Annotated in this window: 23 protein-coding genes; 9 read left to right on the top strand and 14 right to left on the bottom strand. The window is 47.5% G+C overall.

Going from position 1 to position 24,973, the window contains the following annotated elements:
- Positions 1-161 precede the first annotated feature (161 nt).
- Together gyrB and ppk1 are read left to right on the top strand one after the other, a co-directional pair.
- A complete protein-coding gene (gyrB, locus tag Q369_RS0101125; RefSeq protein ID WP_031525755.1) occupies positions 162-2,117 on the top strand; it encodes a DNA topoisomerase (ATP-hydrolyzing) subunit B in 1,956 nt (651 codons plus the stop codon).
- A 165-nt stretch (positions 2,118-2,282) separates the two neighbouring features.
- Positions 2,283-4,589, top strand: a complete 2,307-nt coding sequence (gene ppk1 / locus Q369_RS0101120; protein ID WP_031525753.1) for a polyphosphate kinase 1 — start codon at positions 2,283-2,285, stop codon at positions 4,587-4,589.
- Here the strand turns inward: ppk1 and Q369_RS0101115 are convergent, their stop codons facing one another.
- From Q369_RS0101115 to Q369_RS0101105, 3 genes are read right to left on the bottom strand one after another with little or no spacing between them, the layout of a single operon-like run.
- Positions 4,590-7,064 (bottom strand): bifunctional UDP-N-acetylmuramoyl-tripeptide:D-alanyl-D-alanine ligase/alanine racemase, encoded by a 2,475-nt coding sequence (locus Q369_RS0101115; RefSeq protein WP_031525752.1) that lies wholly within the window; start codon positions 7,062-7,064, stop codon positions 4,590-4,592.
- A 36-nt stretch (positions 7,065-7,100) separates the two neighbouring features.
- Positions 7,101-8,231 carry a magnesium/cobalt transporter CorA gene (corA, locus tag Q369_RS0101110; protein WP_229206704.1) on the bottom strand — a complete coding sequence of 377 codons (1,131 nt, stop codon included), beginning with the start codon at positions 8,229-8,231 and terminating at the stop codon, positions 7,101-7,103.
- 5 nt (positions 8,232-8,236) lie between these two features.
- Positions 8,237-9,091 carry a universal stress protein gene (locus tag Q369_RS0101105; protein ID WP_031525748.1) on the bottom strand — a complete coding sequence of 285 codons (855 nt, stop codon included), beginning with the start codon at positions 9,089-9,091 and terminating at the stop codon, positions 8,237-8,239.
- A 431-nt stretch (positions 9,092-9,522) separates the two neighbouring features.
- Between Q369_RS0101105 and Q369_RS0101100 the strand changes: the two genes are divergently transcribed.
- Both Q369_RS0101100 and Q369_RS0101095 read left to right on the top strand, forming a co-directional pair.
- Positions 9,523-10,923 carry a dicarboxylate/amino acid:cation symporter gene (locus Q369_RS0101100; RefSeq protein ID WP_031525746.1) on the top strand — a complete coding sequence of 467 codons (1,401 nt, stop codon included), beginning with the start codon at positions 9,523-9,525 and terminating at the stop codon, positions 10,921-10,923.
- A gap of 27 nt (positions 10,924-10,950) precedes the next feature.
- Complete coding sequence (locus Q369_RS0101095) at positions 10,951-11,307, top strand: ArsC family reductase (protein ID WP_031525744.1); 357 nt, start codon at positions 10,951-10,953, stop codon at positions 11,305-11,307.
- Here Q369_RS0101095 and Q369_RS0101090 read toward each other — a convergent pair.
- Positions 11,304-12,524, bottom strand: a complete 1,221-nt coding sequence (locus Q369_RS0101090) for a THUMP-like domain-containing protein (RefSeq protein ID WP_031525742.1) — start codon at positions 12,522-12,524, stop codon at positions 11,304-11,306. The two genes, Q369_RS0101095 and Q369_RS0101090, sit on opposite strands and share 4 nt — an antisense overlap.
- 135 nt (positions 12,525-12,659) lie before the next feature.
- Between Q369_RS0101090 and acs the strand changes: the two genes are divergently transcribed.
- Positions 12,660-14,549, top strand: coding sequence for an acetate--CoA ligase (acs, locus tag Q369_RS0101085; protein WP_031525740.1), 1,890 nt, complete (start codon positions 12,660-12,662; stop codon positions 14,547-14,549).
- Between the two features lie 219 nt (positions 14,550-14,768).
- Here the strand turns inward: acs and Q369_RS28650 are convergent, their stop codons facing one another.
- The 7 genes from Q369_RS28650 to Q369_RS0101050 all read right to left on the bottom strand — a co-directional run bounded on the left by Q369_RS28650 (position 14,769) and on the right by Q369_RS0101050 (position 19,098).
- A complete protein-coding gene (locus Q369_RS28650) occupies positions 14,769-14,927 on the bottom strand; it encodes a FeoB-associated Cys-rich membrane protein (RefSeq protein ID WP_084165618.1) in 159 nt (52 codons plus the stop codon).
- Between the two features lie 17 nt (positions 14,928-14,944).
- Positions 14,945-15,481: a YfiT family bacillithiol transferase gene (locus Q369_RS0101075; protein ID WP_031525738.1), complete on the bottom strand. Its 537-nt coding sequence runs from the start codon at positions 15,479-15,481 to the stop codon at positions 14,945-14,947.
- A 190-nt stretch (positions 15,482-15,671) separates the two neighbouring features.
- Entirely contained in the window at positions 15,672-16,466 is a 795-nt protein-coding gene (locus Q369_RS0101070; protein ID WP_031525736.1) for an inositol monophosphatase family protein, read from the bottom strand.
- On the bottom strand, positions 16,432-17,667 hold the full coding sequence (locus Q369_RS0101065) for a lipoprotein N-acyltransferase Lnb domain-containing protein (protein WP_031525734.1): 1,236 nt from the start codon (positions 17,665-17,667) through the stop codon (positions 16,432-16,434). Before Q369_RS0101065 ends, Q369_RS0101070 begins: the two co-directional genes overlap by 35 nt.
- Positions 17,657-18,358 carry a 16S rRNA (cytidine(1402)-2'-O)-methyltransferase gene (gene rsmI, locus Q369_RS0101060; protein WP_031525733.1) on the bottom strand — a complete coding sequence of 234 codons (702 nt, stop codon included), beginning with the start codon at positions 18,356-18,358 and terminating at the stop codon, positions 17,657-17,659. The genes Q369_RS0101065 and rsmI overlap by 11 nt, the downstream gene beginning before the upstream one ends.
- Before the next feature lie 46 nt (positions 18,359-18,404).
- Complete coding sequence (locus Q369_RS0101055; RefSeq protein ID WP_031525732.1) at positions 18,405-18,647, bottom strand: 4a-hydroxytetrahydrobiopterin dehydratase; 243 nt, start codon at positions 18,645-18,647, stop codon at positions 18,405-18,407.
- A 22-nt stretch (positions 18,648-18,669) separates the two neighbouring features.
- A complete protein-coding gene (locus tag Q369_RS0101050) occupies positions 18,670-19,098 on the bottom strand; it encodes a hypothetical protein (RefSeq protein WP_031525731.1) in 429 nt (142 codons plus the stop codon).
- 116 nt (positions 19,099-19,214) lie between these two features.
- Between Q369_RS0101050 and Q369_RS0101045 the strand changes: the two genes are divergently transcribed.
- The 3 genes from Q369_RS0101045 to Q369_RS0101035 are packed head-to-tail and all read left to right on the top strand — an operon-like array spanning position 19,215 to position 21,118.
- Entirely contained in the window at positions 19,215-19,643 is a 429-nt protein-coding gene (locus tag Q369_RS0101045) for an OsmC family protein (RefSeq protein ID WP_031525729.1), read from the top strand.
- A 33-nt stretch (positions 19,644-19,676) separates the two neighbouring features.
- Positions 19,677-20,498, top strand: coding sequence for a thymidylate synthase (locus Q369_RS0101040; protein WP_031525727.1), 822 nt, complete (start codon positions 19,677-19,679; stop codon positions 20,496-20,498).
- An 11-nt stretch (positions 20,499-20,509) separates the two neighbouring features.
- Entirely contained in the window at positions 20,510-21,118 is a 609-nt protein-coding gene (locus tag Q369_RS0101035) for a trimeric intracellular cation channel family protein (RefSeq protein ID WP_031525725.1), read from the top strand.
- A gap of 2 nt (positions 21,119-21,120) precedes the next feature.
- Here the strand turns inward: Q369_RS0101035 and Q369_RS0101030 are convergent, their stop codons facing one another.
- On the bottom strand, positions 21,121-22,026 hold the full coding sequence (locus tag Q369_RS0101030; RefSeq protein WP_031525723.1) for a DUF2911 domain-containing protein: 906 nt from the start codon (positions 22,024-22,026) through the stop codon (positions 21,121-21,123).
- 72 nt (positions 22,027-22,098) lie between these two features.
- On the opposite strand from Q369_RS0101030, the gene Q369_RS0101025 reads away from it, so the two are divergent.
- Positions 22,099-22,638, top strand: a complete 540-nt coding sequence (locus tag Q369_RS0101025) for an NUDIX hydrolase (protein ID WP_031525721.1) — start codon at positions 22,099-22,101, stop codon at positions 22,636-22,638.
- Here the strand turns inward: Q369_RS0101025 and Q369_RS0101020 are convergent.
- Both Q369_RS0101020 and Q369_RS0101015 read right to left on the bottom strand, forming a co-directional pair.
- Complete coding sequence (locus Q369_RS0101020) at positions 22,625-24,289, bottom strand: S8 family peptidase (protein ID WP_031525720.1); 1,665 nt, start codon at positions 24,287-24,289, stop codon at positions 22,625-22,627. The two genes, Q369_RS0101025 and Q369_RS0101020, sit on opposite strands and share 14 nt — an antisense overlap.
- Positions 24,286-24,963 carry a hypothetical protein gene (locus Q369_RS0101015; RefSeq protein WP_157487996.1) on the bottom strand — a complete coding sequence of 226 codons (678 nt, stop codon included), beginning with the start codon at positions 24,961-24,963 and terminating at the stop codon, positions 24,286-24,288. The genes Q369_RS0101020 and Q369_RS0101015 overlap by 4 nt, the downstream gene beginning before the upstream one ends.
- Positions 24,964-24,973 lie beyond the last annotated feature (10 nt).

Here is a 24,973-nt window from a genome sequence, read left to right as displayed (position 1 = left end):
GGATTAACCGATCTGAATATTGGTTAATTAATATTTCCTGTTGCCCCATCCCGTCGCATTAAATCGTTCCCGAAGGCTGGATTCCTCCGAAAAAAAACGTATCTTTACATGCTTAAAAAGCCTGAAAATGGTTCTTTTTATCCAAGTGAAAAACAAACTATATGTCAAACGAAACAGTGCTTGAAGTAAACAGTTATTCAGCTGAAAATATCCAGGTTTTAGAAGGTTTAGAAGCCGTCCGCAAACGTCCGGCGATGTATATCGGTGACACTGGTTTTAAGGGAGTTCACCATTTGATTTGGGAGGTTGTTGATAATTCCATTGATGAAGCAATGGCCGGCTATTGTGACACCATCAATGTTACGATAGAAAAGAATAACTCTGTTACAGTACAGGATAACGGTCGTGGTATTCCGACCGGAATGCACCCGAAAGAGAAGCGGTCTGCGCTTGAAGTGGTACTGACAGTGCTCCACGCAGGAGGTAAATTTGACAAAGACACATATAAGGTTTCAGGAGGTTTGCACGGGGTAGGGGTTTCCTGCGTAAATGCACTTTCTATACATCTCCGCGCGGAGGTTCACCGCGAGGGCAAAATATTCGAACAGGAGTTCAGTGAAGGCAAGCCGCTTTATCCTACCAGGGTAATTGGCGAATCCGAAAAGACAGGGACATTTATCCATTTCCTTCCTGACTCAACCATTTTTACAGTAACCGAATTTAAATACGAAACCGTAGCAACCCGTTTGCGCGAGCTTTCGTATCTGAACAAGGGGATCCGCATTACACTGGAAGACAAAAGAGAAGAGGACGAAGAAGGCAAATTCCGCGGCGAAGAATTTTATTCAGAAGTGGGTTTGAATGAATTCGTTACTTACCTCGACGCGACAAGGCAGCCGCTTATCCCGCAGCCGATCCACATGGAAAGCGACAAAGGCGCGATTCCGGTCGAAGTGGCGATGATGTACAATACATCTTACAGCGAGAATGTGTTCTCTTATGTGAACAACATTAATACCATCGAAGGAGGAACGCACGTTTCCGGTTTCCGGGCTGCATTGACCCGTACACTGAAAAACTACGCAGAGAAATCAGGTATTCTGGCAAAGGAAAAAGTAGAGATCAGCGGGGACGATTTCCGCGAAGGCTTGACGGCTGTGATCTCCATTAAAGTACAAGAGCCGCAGTTTGAAGGACAGACCAAAACGAAGCTGGGTAACTCGGAAGTAACCGGGGCAGTTAGCCAGGTAGTGGCTGAAATGCTCGATACTTATCTGGATGAGCATCCCAAAGAGGCGCGCGTTATTATTGATAAAGTGATCCTCGCGGCGAAGGCGCGTATCGCAGCTAAAAAGGCGCGTGAAATGGTTCAGCGCAAAAATGTGCTCACCGGCACCGGGTTGCCAGGAAAACTGTCTGACTGCTCTGAAACTGACCCTAACGTCTGCGAATTGTACCTGGTCGAAGGGGACTCTGCGGGTGGGACTGCCAAGCAGGGCCGTAACCGCGCTTTCCAGGCGATACTACCGCTTCGTGGTAAAATCCTGAATGTGGAGAAAGCACAGGAATACCGCATTTACGAAAATGAGGAGATCAAGAACATGTTCACTGCCATGGGCGTGCAGATCGGAAAAGATGGTGACGAAAGAGCGCTGAATATTGACAAGCTGAGGTACCACAAAATTGTGATCATGACCGATGCCGATATCGACGGAAGCCACATTCGCACGCTGATCCTGACGTTCTTCTTCAGATATATGAAGATCTTGATCGATCACGGATACATTTACATTGCCCAGCCGCCGCTTTATCTCGTGAAAAAAGGGCGTGAAGAGCGTTACTGCTGGACAGAATTGCAAAGAGAAGATGCAATCCGGGAAATCGGCGGAGGAAAAGAAGACTCTGTGAACGTGCAGCGATATAAAGGTTTGGGGGAAATGAATGCGGAGCAGCTCTGGGAAACAACGATGAACCCCGATAAGAGAAGCTTAAAGCAGGTTTCTGTGGAATCAGCCGCAGAAGCAGACCATTTGTTCTCCATGCTGATGGGCGATGAAGTAGCCCCGCGGCGCGATTTTATTGAGAAAAATGCAAAGTATGCACGTGTTGACGTATAGCCTCTGATTCGCATCGGATCAATCGAAACGGATGGTTGTCACTGGCAGTCATCCGTTTCTTTTTGAGCCGAAAATTAACAGAAACTTCATCGACCCGAAAACAATAGATTATTTACATTCGTTGAAATTTTAGCAGGTTTCTTACAACTCATTAGATTCTAGTTTATGCCCGATTCGAGTAACCATACATATAACAGTGAAAAAAAAGGTAAGTTGACAAACTTGTTAGCATTCTTCAAGAGCTCCAAAGAACCCGTGCCTTCTGAGGAAAGCAAGGCGATTACTTTGTCTGAGAAAGCTACTACGCAGGTTCAGCAAAGCGACATGATCAGTCGCGACCTGAGCTGGCTGAAATTCAACGACCGGGTACTCGATCAGGCGCTGGATGAGAGCAGGAACCTGTTCGACCGCCTTAAATTTCTTGCGATTACTTCTTCCAATCTGGACGAATTTTTTACAATCCGTGTCGGTAGCCTTTACAACTACCTGGACTTCGGAAAAGAGCGGCTTGATTATTCCGGCCTGCGGGAAATTCCGTTCCGGAAGGTGATGATGCGCGATATACATGATTTCGTGCGCCGGCAAAATGAATGTTATTCCAACCAGTTGAAGCCACTTTTCTCCAAGCACGGTTTCCGCATTGTTGATCTGGAAGAGACCACGCAGGAAGAAAAGAATGCAGTTGAAGAGTACTTCGAGCGCACCGTTTACCCGATGCTTACTCCAATGCTCTTCGATTATACCCACGCATTTCCGGTATTGCTCGCCAAGGTTCTGGTACTCGGTGTGATCACGCAGGTGAAAGGAACCACTTCCGAAGAAGACAGGAAACTGTCTTTCGTGCAGCTTCCATTGAACCTGCCGCGATTCTATGTAATTGAGCGGGAGGACGAACTGTTGTTTATACCCATTGAAAATATCGTCAGAAAGCACATTAACAAGCTGTACCGGAATGTAGATATCGCATCGACGAACCTGTTCCGCATTATCCGGAACGGCGATTTCACATTGGAGGAAAGCGACGATATTGAGGCAGATTTTATAGATGAGATCAAGCAGAAGATCAAAAGCAGAAGGTTGGGGCGGGTGGTGCAGGTATCCGTTGAGCCGGGGATTAATCCTGACTTACTGAACCTGATCAAAAAGCGTTGGGAAATCGACGACTACAATGTTTTCCCGACAGAAGGATTGATCGACTACACCGCTTTCTGGAACATCATCAAGCATCCGGAATTTAAGGATCAGATCCCGCCGACCCACCCGCCGGTACCACCGCTTGGACTTGACAGGGAACGTATTCCCGATATTTTCGAAACCATGCGGGAAAGGGATATTCTCCTGCACCATCCCTACAACAATTTTGAGCCGGTTTTGCAGCTTCTCGAACAAGCAGCTGAGGACCCGAAAGTATTGTCGATCAAATTGACCATTTATCGCCTGGCGAAAAATTCACGTGTTACTGAGGCGCTGCTGCATGCTGCTGAAAACGGGAAGCACGTGGCAGTATTGTTTGAGGTAAAGGCCCGGTTCGATGAGGAAAATAACATTCGGGAAGCGCAACGGCTGCAAAAAGCAGGCTGCTTTGTGATCTACGGGATCGGATTGCTCAAAACACACACGAAGCTGCTGCTGATCGTCAGAAACGAGGGTGCCCGGGTACTGCGGTACGCGCATTTATCAAGCGGGAATTACAATGAAGATACATCGAGACTGTATACAGATACCGGGCTGCTGACCTCGAATGAGGAATACACGCATGATATCTCCGAGTTTTTCAATGTCATTACCGGGCATTCCATCCCTACGGAATACCAGAACCTGATCACCGCGCCGAGGTACATGCGTGCCAAGCTGATCGAGCTGATCCAGCAGGAAGCAGAGAATGCGAAAGCCGGACTCAAAAGCGGTATTTGCATTAAAATCAATTCACTGGAAGACAGAGATACGATTCTCGAATTGTATAAAGCGTCCGAAGCTGGCGTGCCTATTCGCCTGATCGTACGAGGAATGTGCTGCCTGCGCCCGAAGCGGAAAGGATTGAGTGAAAATATTACAGTGAGGTCGCTTGTCGGCGATTTCCTTGAACACTCGCGGATCTTTTACTTTCACCAGAATGGAAACCCGCTGGTGTACGGAGGTAGCGCCGATGCGATGGTGCGAAGCTTCGACAAGCGCATTGAGTCCCTTTTTAAGCTGGTGGACCCGCGCGTACGCCAGCAGGCGATCCATATTCTTTATTACAGTTTGCAGGATAATGTAAATGCCTACGAATTGCAGGAAGATGGATCTTATATCAAATGCGAGATTGAAGACGGCGTGGAGCCGCTGAATGTGCACAAAGCTTTCTACGATGTCAAACTCGACGAAGTAATGGCGACGCAATTATTTCAAGAAGAGGATAAACAGGCAGAAGCCAGCCTCCTGGCGCCAGTCGAAACTGAAATTCAGAGCGAGCCGAATAGCGAGGAATAGCTACTCTTTAAAGAATACCCTTTTCACGCGATCTCCTATGCCAGTCAGAATCTCATAGGGGATCGTGTTTATTTTTCTGGCCAAATCACTAATAGGTACCTGCTTGCCGAAAACGATTACTTCGTCTCCTTCTTCCGCATTCGCCTCACTTACGTCGACCATCGTCATATCCATACAGACATTTCCGATCGTGGGGCAAAGTGTTCCATTTACCCAAACCTGCCCGATACCGTTTCCAAACCGCCGGTCGTAACCGTCCGCATAACCGATCGCTAGCGTAGCAATCGCTGAATCATGTTTGATCTGGCCTCTTCTGCTGTAGCCGACCGTTTCACCGGTTGTCAGATATTTGATCTGCGAGATAACAGTTTTAAGCGTACCGCCGGGTTGCAATGCACTTTGCTCCTGACCAGTCGCTTCCACGCCATAAAGCCCGATGCCAAGCCTGACCATATCCAGCTTGTATTCCGGGAAACGTACAATACCGGCAGAATTAAGAATGTGCTTCAATACTTTATAGCCGAGGGTACCTTCGAGTCGCGAGGCGCCTTCGATGAACTGGGCGTATTGCTGCTTTGAGAATTCGTTATGTACACCTTCATCAGCCCCAACCAGGTGCGAAAATATGCTTGCTACCTTTATTTCAGTATGTGCTCTCAATTGATCCGCAAGCCAGTTAAGATCGTCGGCCACAAAGCCGAGCCGGTGCATTCCGGTGTCGAGTTTTAAATGAATCGGAGGTATGTAGGAGTCTGCGGGCAATTTTTCAATGTAGGTGATCCAGTCGGTCAGTACGCGGCGGCTGTAAATTTCGGGTTCGAGCCTGTGCTGCAACAGTAAATCGAAGGTAGGCGTAGCCGGACTCATCACCATAATCGGCAGACTGATACCGTTCTGGCGCAAGACAACACCTTCATCTGCATACGCAACGCCGAGATAATCTACCCGGTGATATTGCAGAAGCGACGCTACCTCCGCGCTGCCGCTTCCGTATGCAAAAGCTTTCACCATCGCCATAACTTTGGTTTCCTTTCCTGCCTTTGAGCGATAGTAATTAAGGTTGTGTACTAATGCGTCCAAATTGATTTCCAGCACAGTACCGTGTGCTTTTTGCTGTAAACGCTGCACGATCTTCTCGAAAGAAAACGACCGGGCACCTTTTACCAGGATCAGGCTGTCGGTCAATGATCCGAAAGGGAAATCTTCCAGGAAAGCTTCCGTTGTGTTGTAAAAAGACTGACTAGGGAAGTCAAATAATGCTGCCTGACCGCTGATTTGCGGACCAATTGCGATGAGCTGATGGATGTTCTTTTCTTTCAACAAGCTCGCAACCGACCGGTAGAGCTCAGTCGGGGTTTGCCCGGTTTGCAATAAATCCGAAATAATCACCGCCTTTTTCTGTCGCTGTTCCTGCTGTCCCAGGAAGTTAAGCGCCATTGCCAGCCCCTGAATATCATTGTTATAGGTATCGTCGATCACATAATTGTGATTGATACCTTCCTTTAATTCCAATCGCATTGAAACCGGCCTGAGCTGCCTGATTTTCTGCTGAACTGCCTCTGCAGTAATCCCAAAGTCAAGCATAAACACAATGCAATGTGTCAGGTTTTCAAGGGAAGCCTCGTCACGGAATGCAGTTTCGAAGTTGTGGGTGCCGAGTGTACCATTCAGCTGGATTAACGTTTTGTCCGACTGAACTTCAAATGTAACCTGCACATCGGCCCCGGAGCGCTTACTGCCCCAGCTTACGGTTTTCAGGAATGCATTAACTGGTTTCAAGATCAGCCTGATCTCTTCGTCTATATCTGTATAATCTTTCCTGTAAATCAGCTTTTTCACTTTGGTAAAAAGACGGAGCTTTTCAGTGATTTTTTGTTTCCGGCTTCTAAAACCATTATCGTGTGCTGAACCGATATTCGTGAAAATGCCGATTGTCGGCTGCATAACGGGTTGCAGGTACTCCATTTCGTGGGCCTGCGAAATGCCTGATTCAAAAATTCCAAGCGTATGTTCATTGCTGATGTTCCATACGGAAAGCGGCACACCAATCTGCGAATTGTAGCTTTTGGGACTCGCCACGATTCGGTGCTCGGGAGACAAAAGCTGCACCAGCCACTCTTTCACAATCGTTTTTCCATTACTGCCGGCAATGCCTATCACGGGAATGTCGAACTTCCCCCTTTTCTCTGAAACCAGTTTCTGCAATGCGCGAATGGAAGAAGGTACGATCCAGATCTTCGCATCGGCCCAGCTGGCAATTGTCTCACGCAGCTTTTCAGCTAGGTGCGCGTCTTCCAGGACAAATTCCCGTACACCCGTTTCGTAAAGTTCGGGAACGAAGCGATGCCCGTCGTGGCGCTCGCCTTTGATCGCAAAAAATATACTTTGTTCCGGAAATGATACCTGGCGGCTGTCAGTAAGAATGTAAGCGGCTGTGGTTGAGATAGGTTGAGAAATCGTCGGAGTAAAGCTCATTCCAATGCATTTTAAAACGGCGTAAAGGTATCAAACCTACATCCATTTTTTGCTTTTGAAATAAAATATCAAACCTGTGGTGACCACCGCCATCAATCCCCAAACATAAAAATAGCCGTACCGCATTTTAAGCTCCGGCATATATTCAAAGTTCATTCCGTAGACACCAACAATAAATGTAAGCGGCATGAATACAGCTGAAAAAATAGTCAGCGTTTTCATCACCGAGTTCATCCTGTTACTGATCGTCGATAAGTGCACGTCGGCAAGGCTGGCTACCAGCTCTCGGTAAGAGTCAATAGTGTCTAATACCTGCATTACATGATCGTAGAGATCGCGGTAGTAGGGGATAACATCTCTGGTAATCTGCACATTATCTTCCCTGATCAGCTGGTTGAGCATATCCCGCAGCGGCCAGATCTGTCGTCGGGCCAGGGTCAGCTCGCGTTTCAATGCATAGAGTTGTTTGAGTGAAATATCCTCGGTACCTCTGATCACCTGATCTTCAACGGTGTCCAGCTCGTCACCTAATTTTTCAAGTATAATAAAGTAATTGTCGACAACGACGTCCAGCAATGCGAAAAGCAGATAATCAGGCCCGTTTTTGCGCGTTTTACCAACCGAAGCCCGCAGCCTGGAAAGTACCGGCGAAAAAATGTCGCTGGTTCGTTCTTCCTGAAACGATACCAGGTAATTGTTTCCCAAAACAAAGCTGACGTGCTCGGATGAAATGCAAATAGGCTGCTCAGACTCAATGTGCAGCATTTTCAACGTCAAAAACAACTGGCCCGAATCGTAAAGTTCCAGCTTTGGCTTGTGTTCCGTATTGACTACGTCCTCCAACAGCAGCGAATGCAGGTGATAAGCATTTCCCAGTTTCTGAATGAGTTCAATCTCGTGAATCCCGTCCACGTCAAGCCAGGTTATAACCGGCTCTCCGCGCTCGGCGGGCAGACAATCTTTCAGAGACTTAACTGGCTCATCCTTGATCATTTTTTCATTATACTGAATCCTCCGCACCGTCGTTTTCAGCGCGATATCGGGCCCGACATAAGTCAGAGTACCCGGAGAAGTCAGCAAATTCCGGCGTTTGTAACGCTTGGTTTTTTTGATCAAAGGGGAAAGCTGCTCGCTTTCTGACTCGTTGGTTGGCTCTTCCTTACTCAATTAGTTCAGGATTTAAGGTGAAAAACAAGCAGCGGAACGTGGGTATCTACAACCAGTTTCCTGGTTACACTTGGGTTGATCAGGAATTCTTCGATGAAAGAACGTTCCCGGGCAGACATAATGAGCAGATCGGCGCCCGCTTCGTCGCAATATGCTTCAATTCCGTCAATCACACTGTTTGCTTTCCTGTAAACAATCTGATGGTCGGAGATAGCAAACTCGGATTTTATTTCGTCAATGTACTGGTTGTCAGGCTGAATGTTGGGTTGCGCATCGGACTGGATTTTCAGCAAAGTCAATTCGGCGCCTAAATGGTTGAGCAGTACAAAGACTTCCCGGAGAATGTCGTTTTCGTCGTATTCAAACTGAGTGGCATATACGATCTTGCTGAACTTTGCAGGATTGCTTTGCGGAGGTATCACAAGTACCGGGCATTTGGATTGCAGCGCAATGTGCGTTGCCGAGCTTCCTATCAGCTTATCGAGAAAACCCCCGGTCCCGGTGCGTCCCATGATTACCATAGCAGGCTTATATTCTTCAATCGCCTCTTCCACAGCAGAGTTTACACTGCCCAGCGTCCATATTGCACGTGCATTATATCCTGCGGCCACCAGGTTTTCGGCGTACTGATCCAGTTTGTTCCGATACTCATTTTCTAAGTCGGTGGTCATTGATAGGAAATCGGCACCGCCTACTCCTGGCAAAACGCCTCCGGGTGTAACGTTTACATCGGCAATGTAGGGTTGGTAGGCATGCAGGACAAGCAGCTCGGTTGCTCCCTTTTCAGCAATGATTTTTGCAGCATTCAGCGCGTGCTCGGCGTTTTCAGAAAAATCAATCGGAATCAGTAGGCGGTTCATAAAATGATGGTTTGAGTTGGGAAAATGCAGTGCCCGAACATATTCAATTTAAGAACTGGATCAAAGGATCCTGGTCAGTTTTCATAAAATGATAAGACAGGGATGAATGTACTCCGCCGCTGCAAATTTCGTACTGGATACAGAGGCATGTTAAATTTTTGTGCCAAATTAGATCTTTAAAACCGCAGCCGTAGCCGGATCAAATAGCTTCTTTCCTGAAATTTTTGCATTTATCATAGCCACGGTGTTTTAGAATAAACAGTTTTTTATTTCACTTTTTTAATAATATAAGATATAAATATTAAAGTAGCCGACGAAACACAATCATTAAATTCTGTTTTTCAAGTTTAATGCAGTTGTGTAATAGTTGGGCTTAAATTGATTTTTTATAAGTTTACCATCGCAAACCGATCTCCCACTTCAATCCCGATATGAAGAGCAAAATTACTTTAATCAACATTGCATTAGTTACAGTGGCGGCTATTGCCTCAGTGCTAAGCGCCTACGATATCGTTCCCCTCTCAGATACTGTCCTGATTTCTCTCCGCTGGCTTGCGCTGGCCAGTCTGATTATTTATGCTTTCATTAAAAAGAACCTGACGACCTCGATCCTGATCTCGATGCTGGTTGGTACCGAAATCGGCTATGACTTCCCGAAATTGGGAACAGAGCTGCATTTCCTCCGTCAGATATTTCTGCAAATGATCAAAACGGTCATCGCGCCGCTGCTTTTTGCGACCTTGGTAACTGGTATCGCCGGCCACTCCGATTTGAAGCAAGTGGGCCGTATGGGCTGGAAATCGCTTTTGTACTTCGAGGTAGTTACCACCTTTGCCTTGTTGATCGGGTTGTTTTTTGCAAACTGGTTCAAGCCCGGTGAAGGAATTATTCCTCCCGAAAGTTTGAACGCAACATTACCAAAAGTAGCGGAGCAAACCTGGCAGGATATAGTATTGCATTCATTTCCTGAAAACATTGCCAAATCCATTTACCACGGTGAAGTTTTACAGATCGTAGTTTTCAGCGTGTTGTTCGGGATAGCGCTTGCATTGCTTCCCGCTGCGAAAAAGGAAAAGTTTGTGCATGGCGTAGAGCTGCTGGCCGAGGTTATGTTCAAGTTTACCAAAATCATCATGTACTTCGCGCCGATCGGAGTAGGTGCGGCAATTGCTGAAACAGTGGGGCACATGGGGATTGATGTTTTAAAAAACCTCGCATTGCTGCTTGCTACCCTCTATTGCGCATTAATCGTCTTTATCCTGATCATATTTGTGCCGGTTGCAATGATTGCGAGAATCCCGGTGATCAAATTTGCCAAAAGTATCTTCGAGCCCGTGTCCATTGCATTTGCCACTACCAGCTCAGAATCTGCATTGCCCAAAGCAATGGAAAAAATGGAGAAGTTCGGCGTGCCCCGGCAGATCGTATCTTTCGTAATGCCAACGGGTTACAGCTTCAACCTCGACGGCTCTACGCTCTATCTTGCACTCGCGACTGTGTTCGTGGCGCAGGCTACCGGTACCGAAATGTCTTTGGGGCAGCAGCTCACAATGGTATTGCTGCTGATGCTCACCAGTAAGGGCGTTGCAGGTATTCCGCGTGCCACGCTGGTCATTTTGCTGGGTGCGATCGCTAATTTTGGAATGCCCGAATGGCCGGTACTGCTGATTATGGGGATCGACGAGTTAATGGATATGGGCCGCACATCGGTGAATGTGATCGGAAACTGTCTGGCTACCGCGGTGATCGCGCGCTGGGAAGGAGAGCTGGACGATGAGAAAATGCAGAACTCCGACTTGATTACAGATGAGCCCGTGCTGCCGGGAGTTTAATAAATAGTTTAGTTTAATTGAAAATTCATGCTTACCGTTTACGGAATACCCAACTGCGATACCATTAAGAAAACGCGGACCTGGCTTGACAGGAACAATGTTGCATATACTTTTCACGATTACCGGAAAGACGGTATTTCGGAGGAGAAGATCAGCAAATGGTTTACAGAATTGCCCTGGGATAAGGTTTTAAATAAAAGCTCCACAACGTGGAAGGAATTGCCGGCGGAGCAGAAAGCGAATGTAACTGGCGGGGAAGCCGCTGCTAAAATCCTGGCAACCAATACTTCCGCTATCAAGCGGCCTTTAATTGAAGACAGCGCCGGCAAAGCGATACTTGTCGGTTTTTCAGAAAAGGAATTTGCCGATCGGTTTCTGAACTAGGCTTTCCGGGTTACGATCACAGTTTTATGGTGATCGGAGAGGGTTGTGGCAAACAGATAAAAGTCACCGCCCTCTTTCAGTTTCCACTTTTTACGTAAATCCTCTGTTTTTGCGGGGAAATTGCGCGTCGTCAGGTTTGCTTTATTGCCGCCGATGAACTTTGAAACTTCCTTCATATCTGGTTTGCATTGCGCTATAATGTCGAATGTGCGCCCCGGGAAGTCCGCTACGCGTGTTTCCGATGTATAAAGCTGGCTGTTTACCGCAAGCTTCTTTACCCCAAATACCTGACAGAGTATCTTGAATGCGCCGGCTTTCAGCACTGCGGCGTGTGGTTCGTAGAGATAAGCAAGCGGCTGGCTGTAAGCAACCTCTGCATTCTTTTCTTTTTCCCTGTCAAAATCAAGCGCGTGAACAGGCTGACCTTGCTCGTCTACAATGCGCGTCTTGATTGTAAATGAGGGTTCGAGATGATTTCTGTCCAAAACAAAAAGCAGCTCCTTGCATTCACTTTCATAACCTACCACGTGCACTTCTTTCAGGTGTGTCAAAGCCTTTGCGGCCAGGTCTATATCCAACAAGGGGGAGGTTTTGATCAGGATATTGGGTGCCAGATTCAGCAGCAGGTTCTGGTTTGCGGGCATGTCTGGCGTGCAATCGGCGAGCTGTACTACTTTTTCCTTGTGCTCATTTCTCCTCGCCGGATCAGCGTAGATCCAGTCAGCGTGAATGGGAGTATGTGCCAGTGAGTGCAAGGAATCTGCATGGTGGACGATGATGTTCGTCGCATGCAAATGGGAAAAATTGATGCGGGCTGCGGATGCGACCTGCTCCTGCATTTCGAAATAATGCACTTCGTTGAAGTTTTCGCGCATGTAAAAACAATCTACTCCCATCCCGCCTGTGATGTCGATCAGCCGCTCGCCGGAGACCATGCCCGCCTTGTACCGGGCAGTAGCCTGTGAAGAAGATTGTTCGACTGATAGCGCGGGCGGAAAAAGGAGCGCGGGGTGGCTTGCCCAGTCGGGAAGCTTGCGAGCGGCCTTCTGTCTTGCCAGGATCTGCCCCGCCATTTTCTTGATATCCAATCCATTTCCCTGTCCTGATTTCAGGATCAGATCGTTAATATCCCGGTGCAGATTTTGTTGTATAAAATCAATCTCAGCCTGGCTCAAACTGCCTTCCTGATCATCGGATCGGGTAATTGCCTCATTCATAACACTCTTGTACAAGCAGGTTTCCAGCCGTGAAAGTACACTTTTTTGGCTTTGCCTTTTCACATTGTACAATGGCGAATAAAATGATAACTTGTCGACTCATATCCTATTTCCCTAAGTTAACCTTTAAAAATCATGAGAATTAAGACCTTTGAAGAGTATCAGGTTGCCTACAAACACAGTGTAGACGATCCCGAAGGTTTCTGGGCAGAGGTAGCCCAACAGTTTCAATGGCGTAAACCCTGGAAGAAAGTCCTGAGCTGGGACTTCAAAGAGGCGAATGTGAAGTGGTTTGAAGGGGGGGCAATGAACATTACCGAAAATGCACTCGACAGGCATTTAGAAACAAAAGGTGACCAACCCGCTCTGATCTGGGAACCCAATGATCCCGAAGACAAGGCTGTATCAATCACATACCGGGTACTTTACGATCGCGTTTGCCGCTTTGCCAATGTATTGAAAAAGCATGGGGTAACAAAAGGGGATAGGGTTTGTATTTACCTGCCGATGGTACCGGAACTTACTGTTGCTGTACTTGCCTGTGCGAGAATCGGTGCGGTGCATTCGGTGGTTTTTGGCGGGTTTTCAGCAAAATCCATTGCGGACAGGATCAATGATGCGCAATGCACAATGGTGATCACATCCGACGGCGCATTCCGCGGATCGAAGGTGATCCCTATGAAAGAAACAGTCGACGAGGCGCTTGTACAATGCAGCTCAGTAAAGCATGTAATTGTGATGACCCGTACCCGCACACCCGTTTCCATGCTGAAAGGCAGGGATTTGTGGTGGGAAGAAGAGGTAAAGCATGTGGATTCAATCTGCCCGGCCGAGCCAATGGACGCAGAGGATATGCTGTTTATCCTTTATACCTCAGGCTCAACAGGCAAGCCCAAAGGGGTTGTGCATACTTGCGGGGGGTATATGATTTATGCTACCTATACCTTTGCCAATGTATTCCAGTACGAACCTGGTGAGGTTCACTTCTGTACGGCAGATATCGGCTGGATTACAGGCCACAGCTATATTGTTTATGGTCCGCTTTGTTATGGAGCTACTTCAGTTATTTTTGAAGGGGTGCCTACTTACCCGGATGCAAGCAGACTATGGAAAATTGTTGAAAAACATAAGGTAAATATCCTTTATACCGCCCCGACTGCCATTCGTTCATTGATGAGTTTCGGTCTGGATTATGTAAAAGGTCATGACTTTTCTTCTCTGACAAAACTGGGCTCTGTTGGAGAGCCGATCAATGAAGAGGCGTGGCACTGGTTTAAAACCAACATTGGAGGAGACCATTGTCCGCTGGTAGATACCTGGTGGCAGACCGAAACAGGCGGTATTATGATTTCGCCGCTGGCAGGGATCACGCCTGAAAAGCCCACTTACGCCACATTGCCGCTTCCCGGTATCCAACCGGTTTTGGTGGATGAAACTGGTCAGGAAATAGAAGGCAATGATGTAAGCGGCAACCTTTGCATCAAATTCCCGTGGCCCGGCATTATCCGGACAACCTACGGCGACCACGAGCGCGCAAAGCAAACTTATTTTTCTACTTATCCCGGGATGTACTTCACCGGAGACGGCTGTTTACGTGATGAAGACGGATACTATCGCATTACCGGCCGCGTAGATGATGTGTTGAATGTATCAGGTCACCGCATCGGCACTGCCGAAGTTGAAAATGCGATCAACATGCATTTGGGCGTCGTGGAATCGGCTGTAGTGGGCTACGCGCACGATATCAAAGGACAGGGAATTTACGCATACGTAATCGCCGAGAACGAAGTGGACGATGCAGATATGTTCAGAAAAGACATAGCCGCCACCGTGTCCCGCATCATCGGCCCGATCGCCAAGCCGGACAAGGTACAGTTTGTCACAGGTCTTCCCAAAACACGTTCAGGTAAAATCATGCGCCGTATTCTAAGAAAAATCTCAGAAGGCGACGTGAATAATTTAGGTGATACATCTACGCTGCTGGATCCTGGGGTTGTGGAAGATATTAAGAAGGGTGCGTTGTAGTTGTTGGCTAATTTTATTGCATTCGCAATTTTATGTCTTGTGATAGTCAGAAGCCTCATTTGAGGCTTTTGACGTTTATGGGGTTTGAGGTTTGAATATGTCGAGCTACCACCTGAACAAATCCAATGCTTTCCCATCTTGTGTAATTGCTAAAAGAAAGGGTTTCAACGAAAAAAGACCCACGACGGGCCTTTTGTATCTTCGCAATTTATCAAAACCTTACTTTAACTTAAATGTAGCTGCTTTATCTTCCGCACAACCGCAACCTTTGGCGCAACCTCCGGTATTTCGCTTGTCAAACGATTTCCAGAATCGCCAGGCGATGTAGCCCGCTGCGGCCAGGAACAATATTAGTATGATAGCTTCTTGCGTTTGCATATTTTTCAAACAGTTACCTACTTCCAATTGTTCCTTAATGCCAGTTGGAATGCATGCTGGTAATGGTGTTCACTGTGCCATGCATAATTGGCAATCACTTCATCCATACGGAACGTCCGGTTGGTGGCGGGATGTATGTAAGTGCGGGCAAGATCGCGCTCATCCATTGAATTGAGCAATAAAACCCAGCGCAGATGCACATAGCGCAACAGCTGAATGGATAAATCGATCTGCGCCATTTTTGCATCAGGTAACTCAGCCCAGAGTTGTTCTTCGTAAGGCTTTATCACCGGGTTGTCTTCCGTCATCGCCAGTCTGCACCGCGTATATGCATTGATGTGGCTGTCGGCCACGTGATGTACGAGCTGTCGCACTGTCCAGCCGTCTGGCCGGTAAGGTGTATTAAGCCTGTCATCTTCCCAGCTGCCCAGAAGATTTATGAATTTCGAAGGCAATGCACTGATGATTTGAATATTAGATTTTACCTCAGCCAGGGTGTAATTTTCCTGGGTAGTGAATCTACCAATTGGGTAGCGAAGTTGTTCTAGATTCATAGGTGGTGTTTTACTTCGGCTTTCGGCTTTCGGCGGTCGGCTTTTGCCAGTTAGCGCTTGAATTGATGTTTTGTTTTGCTTCGGCTTTCCGCTGTCAGCTCGTACGATGTTTTTGATTTATGATAGCTGTCCTGAATCATTCAAAGAATACAACCAGCCGACTGCCGATTGCCGACAGCCGTCAGCTCTCCTAAAAATTCTCCCTGATCACCTCCACCAACTGTTGGTGTGCGGGGCCGGCGGTGGCTATGATGTCGCCTCCGAAGAGGTAGTTGTCGTTGCCCTGGAAATCTGTGACTTTGCCGCCTGCTTCTTTGATCAGAAGTACGCCGGCCGCCATATCCCAGGAGTTGAGGTTGTATTCGTAAAAACCATCAAAGCGGCCTGCTGCTACGTACGCGAGGTCTACTGCTGCCGCGCCCATTCTGCGGATGCCGTGCGTTCTTTGCATTAGCAGTTCCAGGATGTGCATGTACCTTTTCTGCTTTTCAAATTTGTAATAAGGAAATCCGGTGGCAATCAGGCTGTCCTGTAATGATGGTACAGTCGATACTTTGATTTGCTTGTCGTTGCACCAGGCACCGCCGCCCTGCCACGAGTAAAACATTTCGTTAAGGCTAGGTTCGTGTATTACACCAACCAGTAATTCTTTTCCGCGTGCCAGCCCGACACTCACGCAGTAGACAGGTATTCCGTGAATGAAATTGGTGGTGCCGTCGAGGGGATCTATGATCCAGTTTAATGCAGTCGGATCGGGTTCAATGCCGGTTGTACCTTCCTCCGTGATATAGCTCGCTTCGGGCAAAATGTGGCTCAGTCCTGCAACCAATAGCTTTTCTGCTTCCTTATCGACGTAGGAAACCAGATTATTCAGGTCTTTATATTCAATTTTATCTCTTGAAAACAGCGCGGCTTCCTGTTGAATAAAGGACGAAGCCTGTCTTACAATTTCAATTGTTTTTCGAGTCAGTAATTCCAGATCCATATTCCTTTTCCCCGGTGGGGATTTTTGAAAGTGAGTTGTTAATGTAGTACACCCGGACAATCAGCATGAGCAGGATCGGGACTACTACAAAATTGTGCTTGGTAGCATTACCTGTTGCGCAAAGTAAGAGAAATCCATAAAAAATCAAGAAAAACTGGAACCACGCGGGTTTCTTCTTTTCTGACAAAAAGAAAATAACCGGCAACCAGAACGGGAATGCCCACAAAACATCATAGTTCCAGGAAGTAACTCCGTGGTTGGTACCAAACCATAAGAGCAGAAGAATCCATCCTGCCAAGCCCACTATCGAAAACAAAATTTTGTCCAGCGCAAAATTGATTTTTTCTTTTTTGATCTGCCAGTAAGTGAATGCAAGCACCAGAATGCCCAACGTCCAGAAAACAACAGTTGGCGTGATGGGGCCGGGCCCAGGCTCGGGTTCGGCAGTGAAAAGAACCTGCGTGGTAGCTACGAGCGGCGCAGTACCTGTGGCCGTTTTTACCTTTGCATCCGCAAATGATTTTGCCATGTTGTCAGGCAGAAAAGTGGCCTGTTCGGCTGTTGCGATTTCATCGGAAGGATTACCTATCGCAAGGTCCATTCCAAAATCCGCCCACGGTTTTTGTTTGTAAGCGTACCTGTCGATCCACTGCCTGAAACTCAGTTTTTCCTTCGTGTAACCATTGTAAATCAAGCTATCTCCGCAAGCCGCCTTCAATGCGCCCGACATGCGGGTGGAACAGTTGTCGTAAAAAAATTTGTACTGGTACTGCCGGTTTTCAGGCAGGTAGTTGGTTTCCAAAAACTGGAAGAGGCGCTGTTTCTGAGTTAGTGTCAGATTAAGGATCTGCTCGGAAATGGAGCGGTTTTCATATTTCCAATGCTCGGCTTGCAAGCCAAAAGGCGAAACGGAGAGTGAATAGGGCAGGGTACCTCTGAGAAATTTGATGTAAAAATTGCCTTCCTCAAAGCGAAACGTGCCGTAGTTGTAAGCACGATCTATACCAGTTACCGGATCGTAAATCCAGAGTACACTATGTCCAAAGCCGGAGTACAGTTGCTGACCTGGACCAATGGTGACCAGACTTGCTTTCGACTGTGGGCTTAATGCAGGAAGCTGCGCAAATACATTTGCGTGAAACAAAAAGATAGCCAGAACAAGCGCAATTTTGCGGACAACGCCGCAGAGTTTAATCCTCATATTTATCAGATTTCTTTTTTTCTTCGGGTTTACCAGCCAGCACGATTACAATTTCGCCTTTGATAGTTTTGGGTGAAAAATAGTCAATTACTTCCTGCAAAGTACCTTTTACATTCTCCTCATAAATCTTCGTCAGTTCCCGCGACACGCAAACCTGCCGCTCCGCCCCAAAAAACTCTATAAACTGCTGCAAAGCTTTCACCAGTCGGTGCGGCGATTCGTAAAAAATCATGGTCCGCTCTTCTTCTGCGAGATTTTGCAGGCGCGTTTGTCTTCCTTTTTTATGTGGTAAAAAGCCTTCAAAAGTAAAGCGGTCGCAGGGAAGTCCGGAGTTCACCAATGCAGGCACGAATGCGGTCGGTCCGGGCAGACATTCGATATCGACACCCTGGCGAATGCATTCGCGGACCAGCAAAAAACCGGGATCGGAGATAGCGGGCGTACCGGCGTCTGAGACGAGCGCCATGGTTTCGCCTTTGAGAATGCGCTCTACCACGCGCGTCACCGTTTGATGCTCATTGTGAATATGGTAGCTGTGCAGCGGTTTGGAAATCCCGAGGTGCTTCAAAAGTGAGCCCGAAGTACGGGTATCTTCCGCAAGCACGGCATCCACGCTTTTCAGCACATTAATAGCCCGAAGCGTAATATCTTCCAGGTTTCCGATTGGGGTAGGAACAATGTAAAGTTTCATCTAAATGCAGCGCGCCCGTCTTTTTCAGAGAGGGTTGCCAGTGGGTTTATTTTCTTTTTTCAAAGATTTCATCAATAGCAGCAGCCAGCTTTCTGTCCTTGTCGGTGATGACATTGCCTTCGCTGTGGGTATTCAGCTCAAAATCTACCTGGTTATAAGTATTGGCCCAGAACGGATGATGGTCCATTTCATTCACCACTTCCGATACTTCGGTCATAAAACTAAAAGCTTCTTTAAAGTCCTTGAACTTGAAGCTCTTTTTTAATTTGTTATCATCTTCCTTCCACATAGCTGCTTTCGTTTTGTTGATGCTAGATCTTGGTAACGCGGTATTCTACAAACTTGTCAGGCCCGTTTCCGCGGACGCAGGTTATGGTTTCAATCAGGTATAACTGCTTTCCTTTGAAGTTACCAGTGCCCTTCATGGAAATGCGGCCACAGCCGTCTTCGCCTGTTCCCCGATCGTAAGTAAAATCCGCTCCATTCATTTCCAGGTGTTTGATATGGTTAAATGGCGTAATTTCTTCAAGATCCAGCTTCTGCTCAGCAATCCGGCTCACTTTCATGGTCACTGCCAGAGAGTCTTTCCTGGACTTGTTGAAAAACTTATACCCCTGGTAAGTCCCAGTGAGGTCATTGTCGCCGGGCTGTTCCTGAGCAGGCTCCGTTTTGTCCTCGCTCTTCTTGCAGGAAATCATCAAAAACACTGAAAAAAGCAGCGCGAGGCAGGTTTTTAACATTTGACGCCGGGGTTAACATTTTATCAAAACGAATATACGAGGATTATCGTTGTTTTAATGATCGGGGAAATGCCCTGTTCGCTTTTGTAAGTATATTTGCAGCTATTCAAAACATTATGAAAATAGAACTAGTCCGCGTCGATGATGCCTTCCATTTTGAAGGTTCGGGTTCATCAGAAGTAAAAGTACATACCGACGGCTCTCCTGAAATCGGAGGCAGGAATCTGGGAGTCAGGCCAATGGAGTTGTTACTGATGGGGCTTGCGAGCTGCAGTGCAATCGATGTTGTGCTGATCCTGAAAAAGCAGCGCCAGGAAATTACCGACTTCCGTATTGTAGCCGACGGAGACCGCGAGCAGGAGGAAAATACTGAACGCAAACCTTTCCGTAAAATTCATTTGACCTTCAAGTTTGCCGGAAACCAGCTTGACGAAAAGAAGATCAACCGCGCGATCGGACTTTCAATGGAAAAATATTGTTCCGCAACTGCGCAGCTGGAAGCACTCGCTACCATTACTTACGACGTTGAAATTGCGACCGTCTGAAAAGTCACTTTGTAGATTCTAATTTATTCTAAAATGCAACAATACCAGGACTTGCTACGCCACATTCTGGCAAACGGAGTTCGGAAAACCGACCGCACGGGAACAGGAACGATCAGCGTTTTTGGATACCAGATGCGTTTCAATCTGAAAGACGGATTCCCGCTCGTCACTACCAAAAAGGTACACACCAAGTCCATTATCTACGAACTTCTGTGGTTTTTGAAAGGAGATACCAATATTAAGTACCTCAAAGATCACGGGGTTTCTATCTGGGATGAATGGGCTGACGAAAATGGCGACCTCGGTCCTGTTTATGGAAAACAATGGCGAAGCTGGGAAGGCGCAAACGGGAAGTCTGTCGACCAGTTGCAGGAGGTTTTGAAACAATTAAAAAACACACCTGACTCGCGGCGCATTATGGTGTCGGCGTGGAATCCTGCCGAATTGTCGCAGATGAAATTGCAACCCTGTCACGCGTTGTTCCAGTTTTACGTGGCCCCGCCCGACGAAGAAGCTGGCGAGACAAGAGGTAAACTTTCCTGTCAGCTCTACCAGCGCAGCGCAGACGTTTTTCTTGGCGTACCATTTAACATTGCCAGCTACGCACTGCTTACCATGATGATCGCGCAGGAATGCGAGCTTGACCTGGGCGACTTTGTGTGGACGGGCGGAGATACCCACATTTATCTCAACCATTTGGAACAGGTAGAATTGCAGCTCAGCCGCGAGCCGCGCCAGCTTCCTACAATGGTGATTAATCCTGACGTGAAAAACGTGCTTGATTTCGAGTTTGACGATTTCGAGTTGCGCGACTACAATCCATGGCCCGGAATTAAGGCGCCGGTGGCCGTTTAGCACTTCCTGAAATGAGCATTCAGTACATTTTAGAGATTATCGGAACGTTCGCGTTTGCCATTTCAGGTGCATTGGCAGTGAAGGATTTAAAGCATCCCGACTGGTTTGCGGCCACGTTCACTGCATTCATTTCCTCGATCGGCGGAGGAACGCTGCGCGACATTTTGCTCGGGAGTTACCCGCTGGTTTGGATCAGTGACATCACGATCATTTATGCTATTCTTGCAGGGGTACTGGTCGCATTCATTTTCTTCGACTTTTTGCTCCGGTTAAGGAAAACACTGTTCCTGTTCGATACCTTCGGAATCGCATTGTTCACGATCGTTGGGACGGAAAAGGCGCTGCATTTAGGTGTAAGACCTGAAATTGCGGTGATAATGGGCGTTTTCACGGCTACAATGGGGGGAGTGATCCGGGATATGATGACGAACGAAATTCCGATCGTGTACCGGAAAGAGGTATATGCAACTGCATGCCTCGCCGGGGCATGCAGTTATCTTATTTTTGACAGCCTTGGTATGGAGCGCAATACCGCATTCATTTCCGCCTCGCTGGTTATTATCCTGATCCGGATCCTCGCAGTGCGCTATGAATGGAGCATACCCCGTTTTTTCAGATAAGATTACTTCTTTTTCTTCTTGCCTTTTACATTCCCTGCAACGGCTTTCGGAGTTACCTTCGGCTGTATCTCGGCAATCGTTTTTTCTATTTGTCCTTTGAAAAAACCTGTAAAAGCCTGGTCCGAAGCATTGCCCAGGGTCAATGCTTTTTGTGCGACCGGCAGTGCCTCATTGTATTTGCCCAGCTTGCTGAGAATAGACGCTTTCAGCCACATATTGTAATAAGATTCTTTCAAACCGATCGCCTTGTCAGCCCAGGAAAGTGCGATTGGGAGATCTTTCCCTTTTGACAACAAATAACCCGCCGCACTTTCCAATGCAGCAGTATCCTCCGGCTTTTCAGCGATAATCTTGTTCAATGAGTTCATTGTCAGCGACTCGGTGCGCACTGAAACCGGCACCGGGATTTTAACCGAAGACCACGACAGGATCAGGTAGCCGGTACTGTCAGAAACGGGTTCAATGTCGATCTTGAAAGCTTCCGTAAATTCACCTGAGGTAGGTACCACGCGTGTCCGCGCCACATCTTCCGATTCCGAGTAAGCTTCTGTTCCCTGGTTATAGTTTTTATTCAAAATCACTGTCCACGCTGTGCCGGAAGGAATCGAGAGCAACGCGTATTTTCCGGAAGGTACCTTTCTGTCGCCGAAAGTGAATTCTGTACTTACTTCAATGGTAGTGGGAGAATTGGCTCCGGTTCGCCAGAGCTGGTTGTATGGCGCGAGCACCGAGCTGTCTGCAAAAACCTTGCGTTTCCGGAGCATCGGGCGGGAATACTTTACCGTAAAATCGGTTACACCGATTGTTTGCATCACCTGAGCACCTTGGCTGGGCGCCGGTGTGCGCTGCGCAATCGCGTAGGTTGAAAGTAGTAGTGTGAGTGAAACAATGAGTAGTTGCTTCTTCATAGAGTAAGGCGGTTTTGGGCTGGATATGTTAAACTTGTGGTGAAAATAGAATTAAAAAATCAGATAGCCTAGATGAAACGCGACAGTTTGCTTGCATTGCTCAGATCGTATCAGCCCCTGAATGAGGAGGAAAATCAGATGTATGTTGATACGATTGCATTTGTTGAAAACAATGAAGATTGCTTTGAAAGAACATTGCTGGAAGGGCATGTTACTGCGTCGGGCTGGGTACTTTCGGCCGACAGGCTTTCTATTTTGCTGATGCACCATTTCAAGCTTAATCAATGGTTTCAGCCCGGCGGACATTGCGACGGAGATCCTGACGTAGAAGCAGTAGCGCGCAAGGAAGTTTGGGAAGAAACAGGGATCAATGATCTGATTCTTGCCAAACCAGGTATTTACGACGTAGACGTGCATTTGATCCCGGCCAACAAAGCACTACCGGCGCATTTACATTATGATATCCGGTTCGCATTTGTCGCACCTGAAAATGCGCAGATCGTCATCAACAGCGAGTCGCGTGACGTTCAATGGATACCAATCCCGGAAGTGGCTGCATTCAATAACTCCGAGTCGATTATGCGAATGGTTCGGAAAACTAGTTCTTTATAAATTTCAGAACTTGTTTTTGATTATCGGCTTCCACGCTCAGTACGTACAAGCCGGTAGGAAGCTGGTCAGCCCGGACAATGTGCGTCGTAGTAAGTCGCTCCCGGTTGTCATATCTCGCAGTTCCATTCAAATTATATATCCGGACTCTCGCGATTTTGCCTACTAAAGTGACAGGGATTGTCAGTGTGAGATCCGCCGCGACCGGATTTGGCGTAAGCAAAATGTTGCTCAACGACGAATTTTCTAAACCCAGCGGACCGAATTCGGTTGCGATAATTTCCTCAGCTTTTGCTGCATCAGGCACTCCGAAACCGATCATATTATTCGGATTTGCCGCATTGTGCCCCGATTTTTTCAATGCATAAATCAGTTGCTGAGCGGTGAGGTTCGGATGCGCCTGCCACAGAATAGTAGCCAGGCCGGCAATCAGTGGGGCTGAGAACGAAGTTCCGTTTGAGGAAGAGGGAGTACCTGACACAGTACCGACGATCGCACCAACACCCACCGCCGCGATATCAGGCTTTTGTAGGCCGGCTGCATTGGGACCAATGGAACTGAGCGACGCATAGCTGCGATCGTACAAAGTAGCGCCGACTGTAAGTACTGAATCCACGTCGGCCGGAGCGGTGATGTACCTCCATGCATTGTTCCCTTCGTTACCAGCGGAAGTTACAACGAGCATTCCGGTGCGTGTTGCAAAACGTGCAGCACGGCTGATAATGGTCGTTTTTCCATCCATATCAGCATAAGTATAGTTGTAATCCGCATTATCAAATGCTCCCTCGAAGGAATAGTAACCCAATGAAGTATTGATCACATCCACTCCGATACTGTCTGCTCTTTCGGCAGCCAGTAGCCAGGTAATTTCCTCATAAGGCGATTCACCCTGATTATGTTCAGTCTGATACAATGCGTACGAAGCTTTGAACGCGCCGCCGACCATTGTGCCTGGCTGGTAAGCAGCCATTGTTGAAAGTACGTGCAGTCCATGCGAGCCGTCGTTGAACACATTTCCATCACGGGCAACAAAATCGTGGCTATCTGCAATGCGGTTTTCAGTGCGCAGCTGTTCGAGGAAGGCCACCTGATTTCCGTTGTTAAATCCATTGTCCATCACGGCCACCAGCATTCCTTCTCCGTGAAAACCTTTGGCGTGGATTCCCGGTACGCCCATTAACGCGAGCTGCGCATTCATATTTCCGTAGTTGACATCTTCCACGGCTTCAAACTTTTCATGCGTAGCCGCCGTGCGCTCGATTCCGGGCGATTTTGATCCGATATTGGCTACCGGCAGGTTCAGTTCGATTCCTTTGTAAAAAGCCAGTTTTTTGATTGCATTGAGCTGTGTTGCAGAAGCTTCTACCAACGCGCCATTGAACCAGCGGGAAGGGTAAATCACTTTGGCGCCTGTTGCTTTTACCGCTGCAACGTAGGTCGGGTTGACCGGAAGATCGGCGGTTGTGACGGGAATGTTTTGCCTGTTCCGGCGCGCGATTGCACGTTCGGAAAGGAAGCTGCCCGGATTTTCAATGGAAAAGGGGGAGCCTGCTTTGTCTTTGAAAAGAACCAGGTACCTCGGTGCACTTTGCGCAAATGCAAAGTCCGAGGTAAGTAAAAAATAAAGTAGTGTGATGGATAGAGTTCTGATCATTGTTTTCCCGTTTTGCTGATTGTAAAAACTTCTTTCGAACCTGATTCAATAATTCCCTTGCCAATGCATTCCGCTTCGTGGCAGTAGCGCAAGTTAAGCCGCTCGCTGTATATCAGACCAACGTCCGCTGCATATATTTCAATATACTTCTTTCGCGACAAAAGTGTGGAATCGTCCTGATAAACAATGGATACCGTATTTGGATAAAACTGCGTGCCCACTTGAAAAGGCTTATTCAGCCTGGTAGCCCTGGCGACGCTTTCATCTGCATTATTGTATGCATTGAAATCCCATTGCGAATGTTCCGATAGTGGAAAATGCATTTTTAATATGATCTTTCCATTCTCCTGCTCAAAAGCTTTGTCCGGGCTAAGCCAGGCTGCGTGGGTGGAATCCGTTTGCCACTGGTTATTGGCAGTAATGCTGGCGTAAGTGATCGGGAATACCTGCTGGCCGTCGGGTTGTTGAAAAATGCTTTCTACTGATCTGCGTATTCTGGCAGCGGCTACGGTTTTCTGATCAGGAAGGTACCTGGTTTTTTCAACCAAGAATTCGGAATAATTGCCGGAATGTAATGGGAAGAAATCCTGTGAAGCAGTGCTTTCCCGGGGAGCGGGATTGTTGCAGGATACGAGAAAAAGCAGGAGATAGAGTGTGGTTGTGGTTTGTTGCATAAGTGTGTGT

It is taken from the genome of Dyadobacter crusticola DSM 16708 (assembly GCF_000701505.1).
GTDB classification, from domain to species: Bacteria; Bacteroidota; Bacteroidia; order Cytophagales; family Spirosomataceae; genus Dyadobacter; species Dyadobacter crusticola.
Note: the sequence above shows the minus strand (reverse complement) of the source record. Positions and strands in the feature narration are given on the sequence as shown.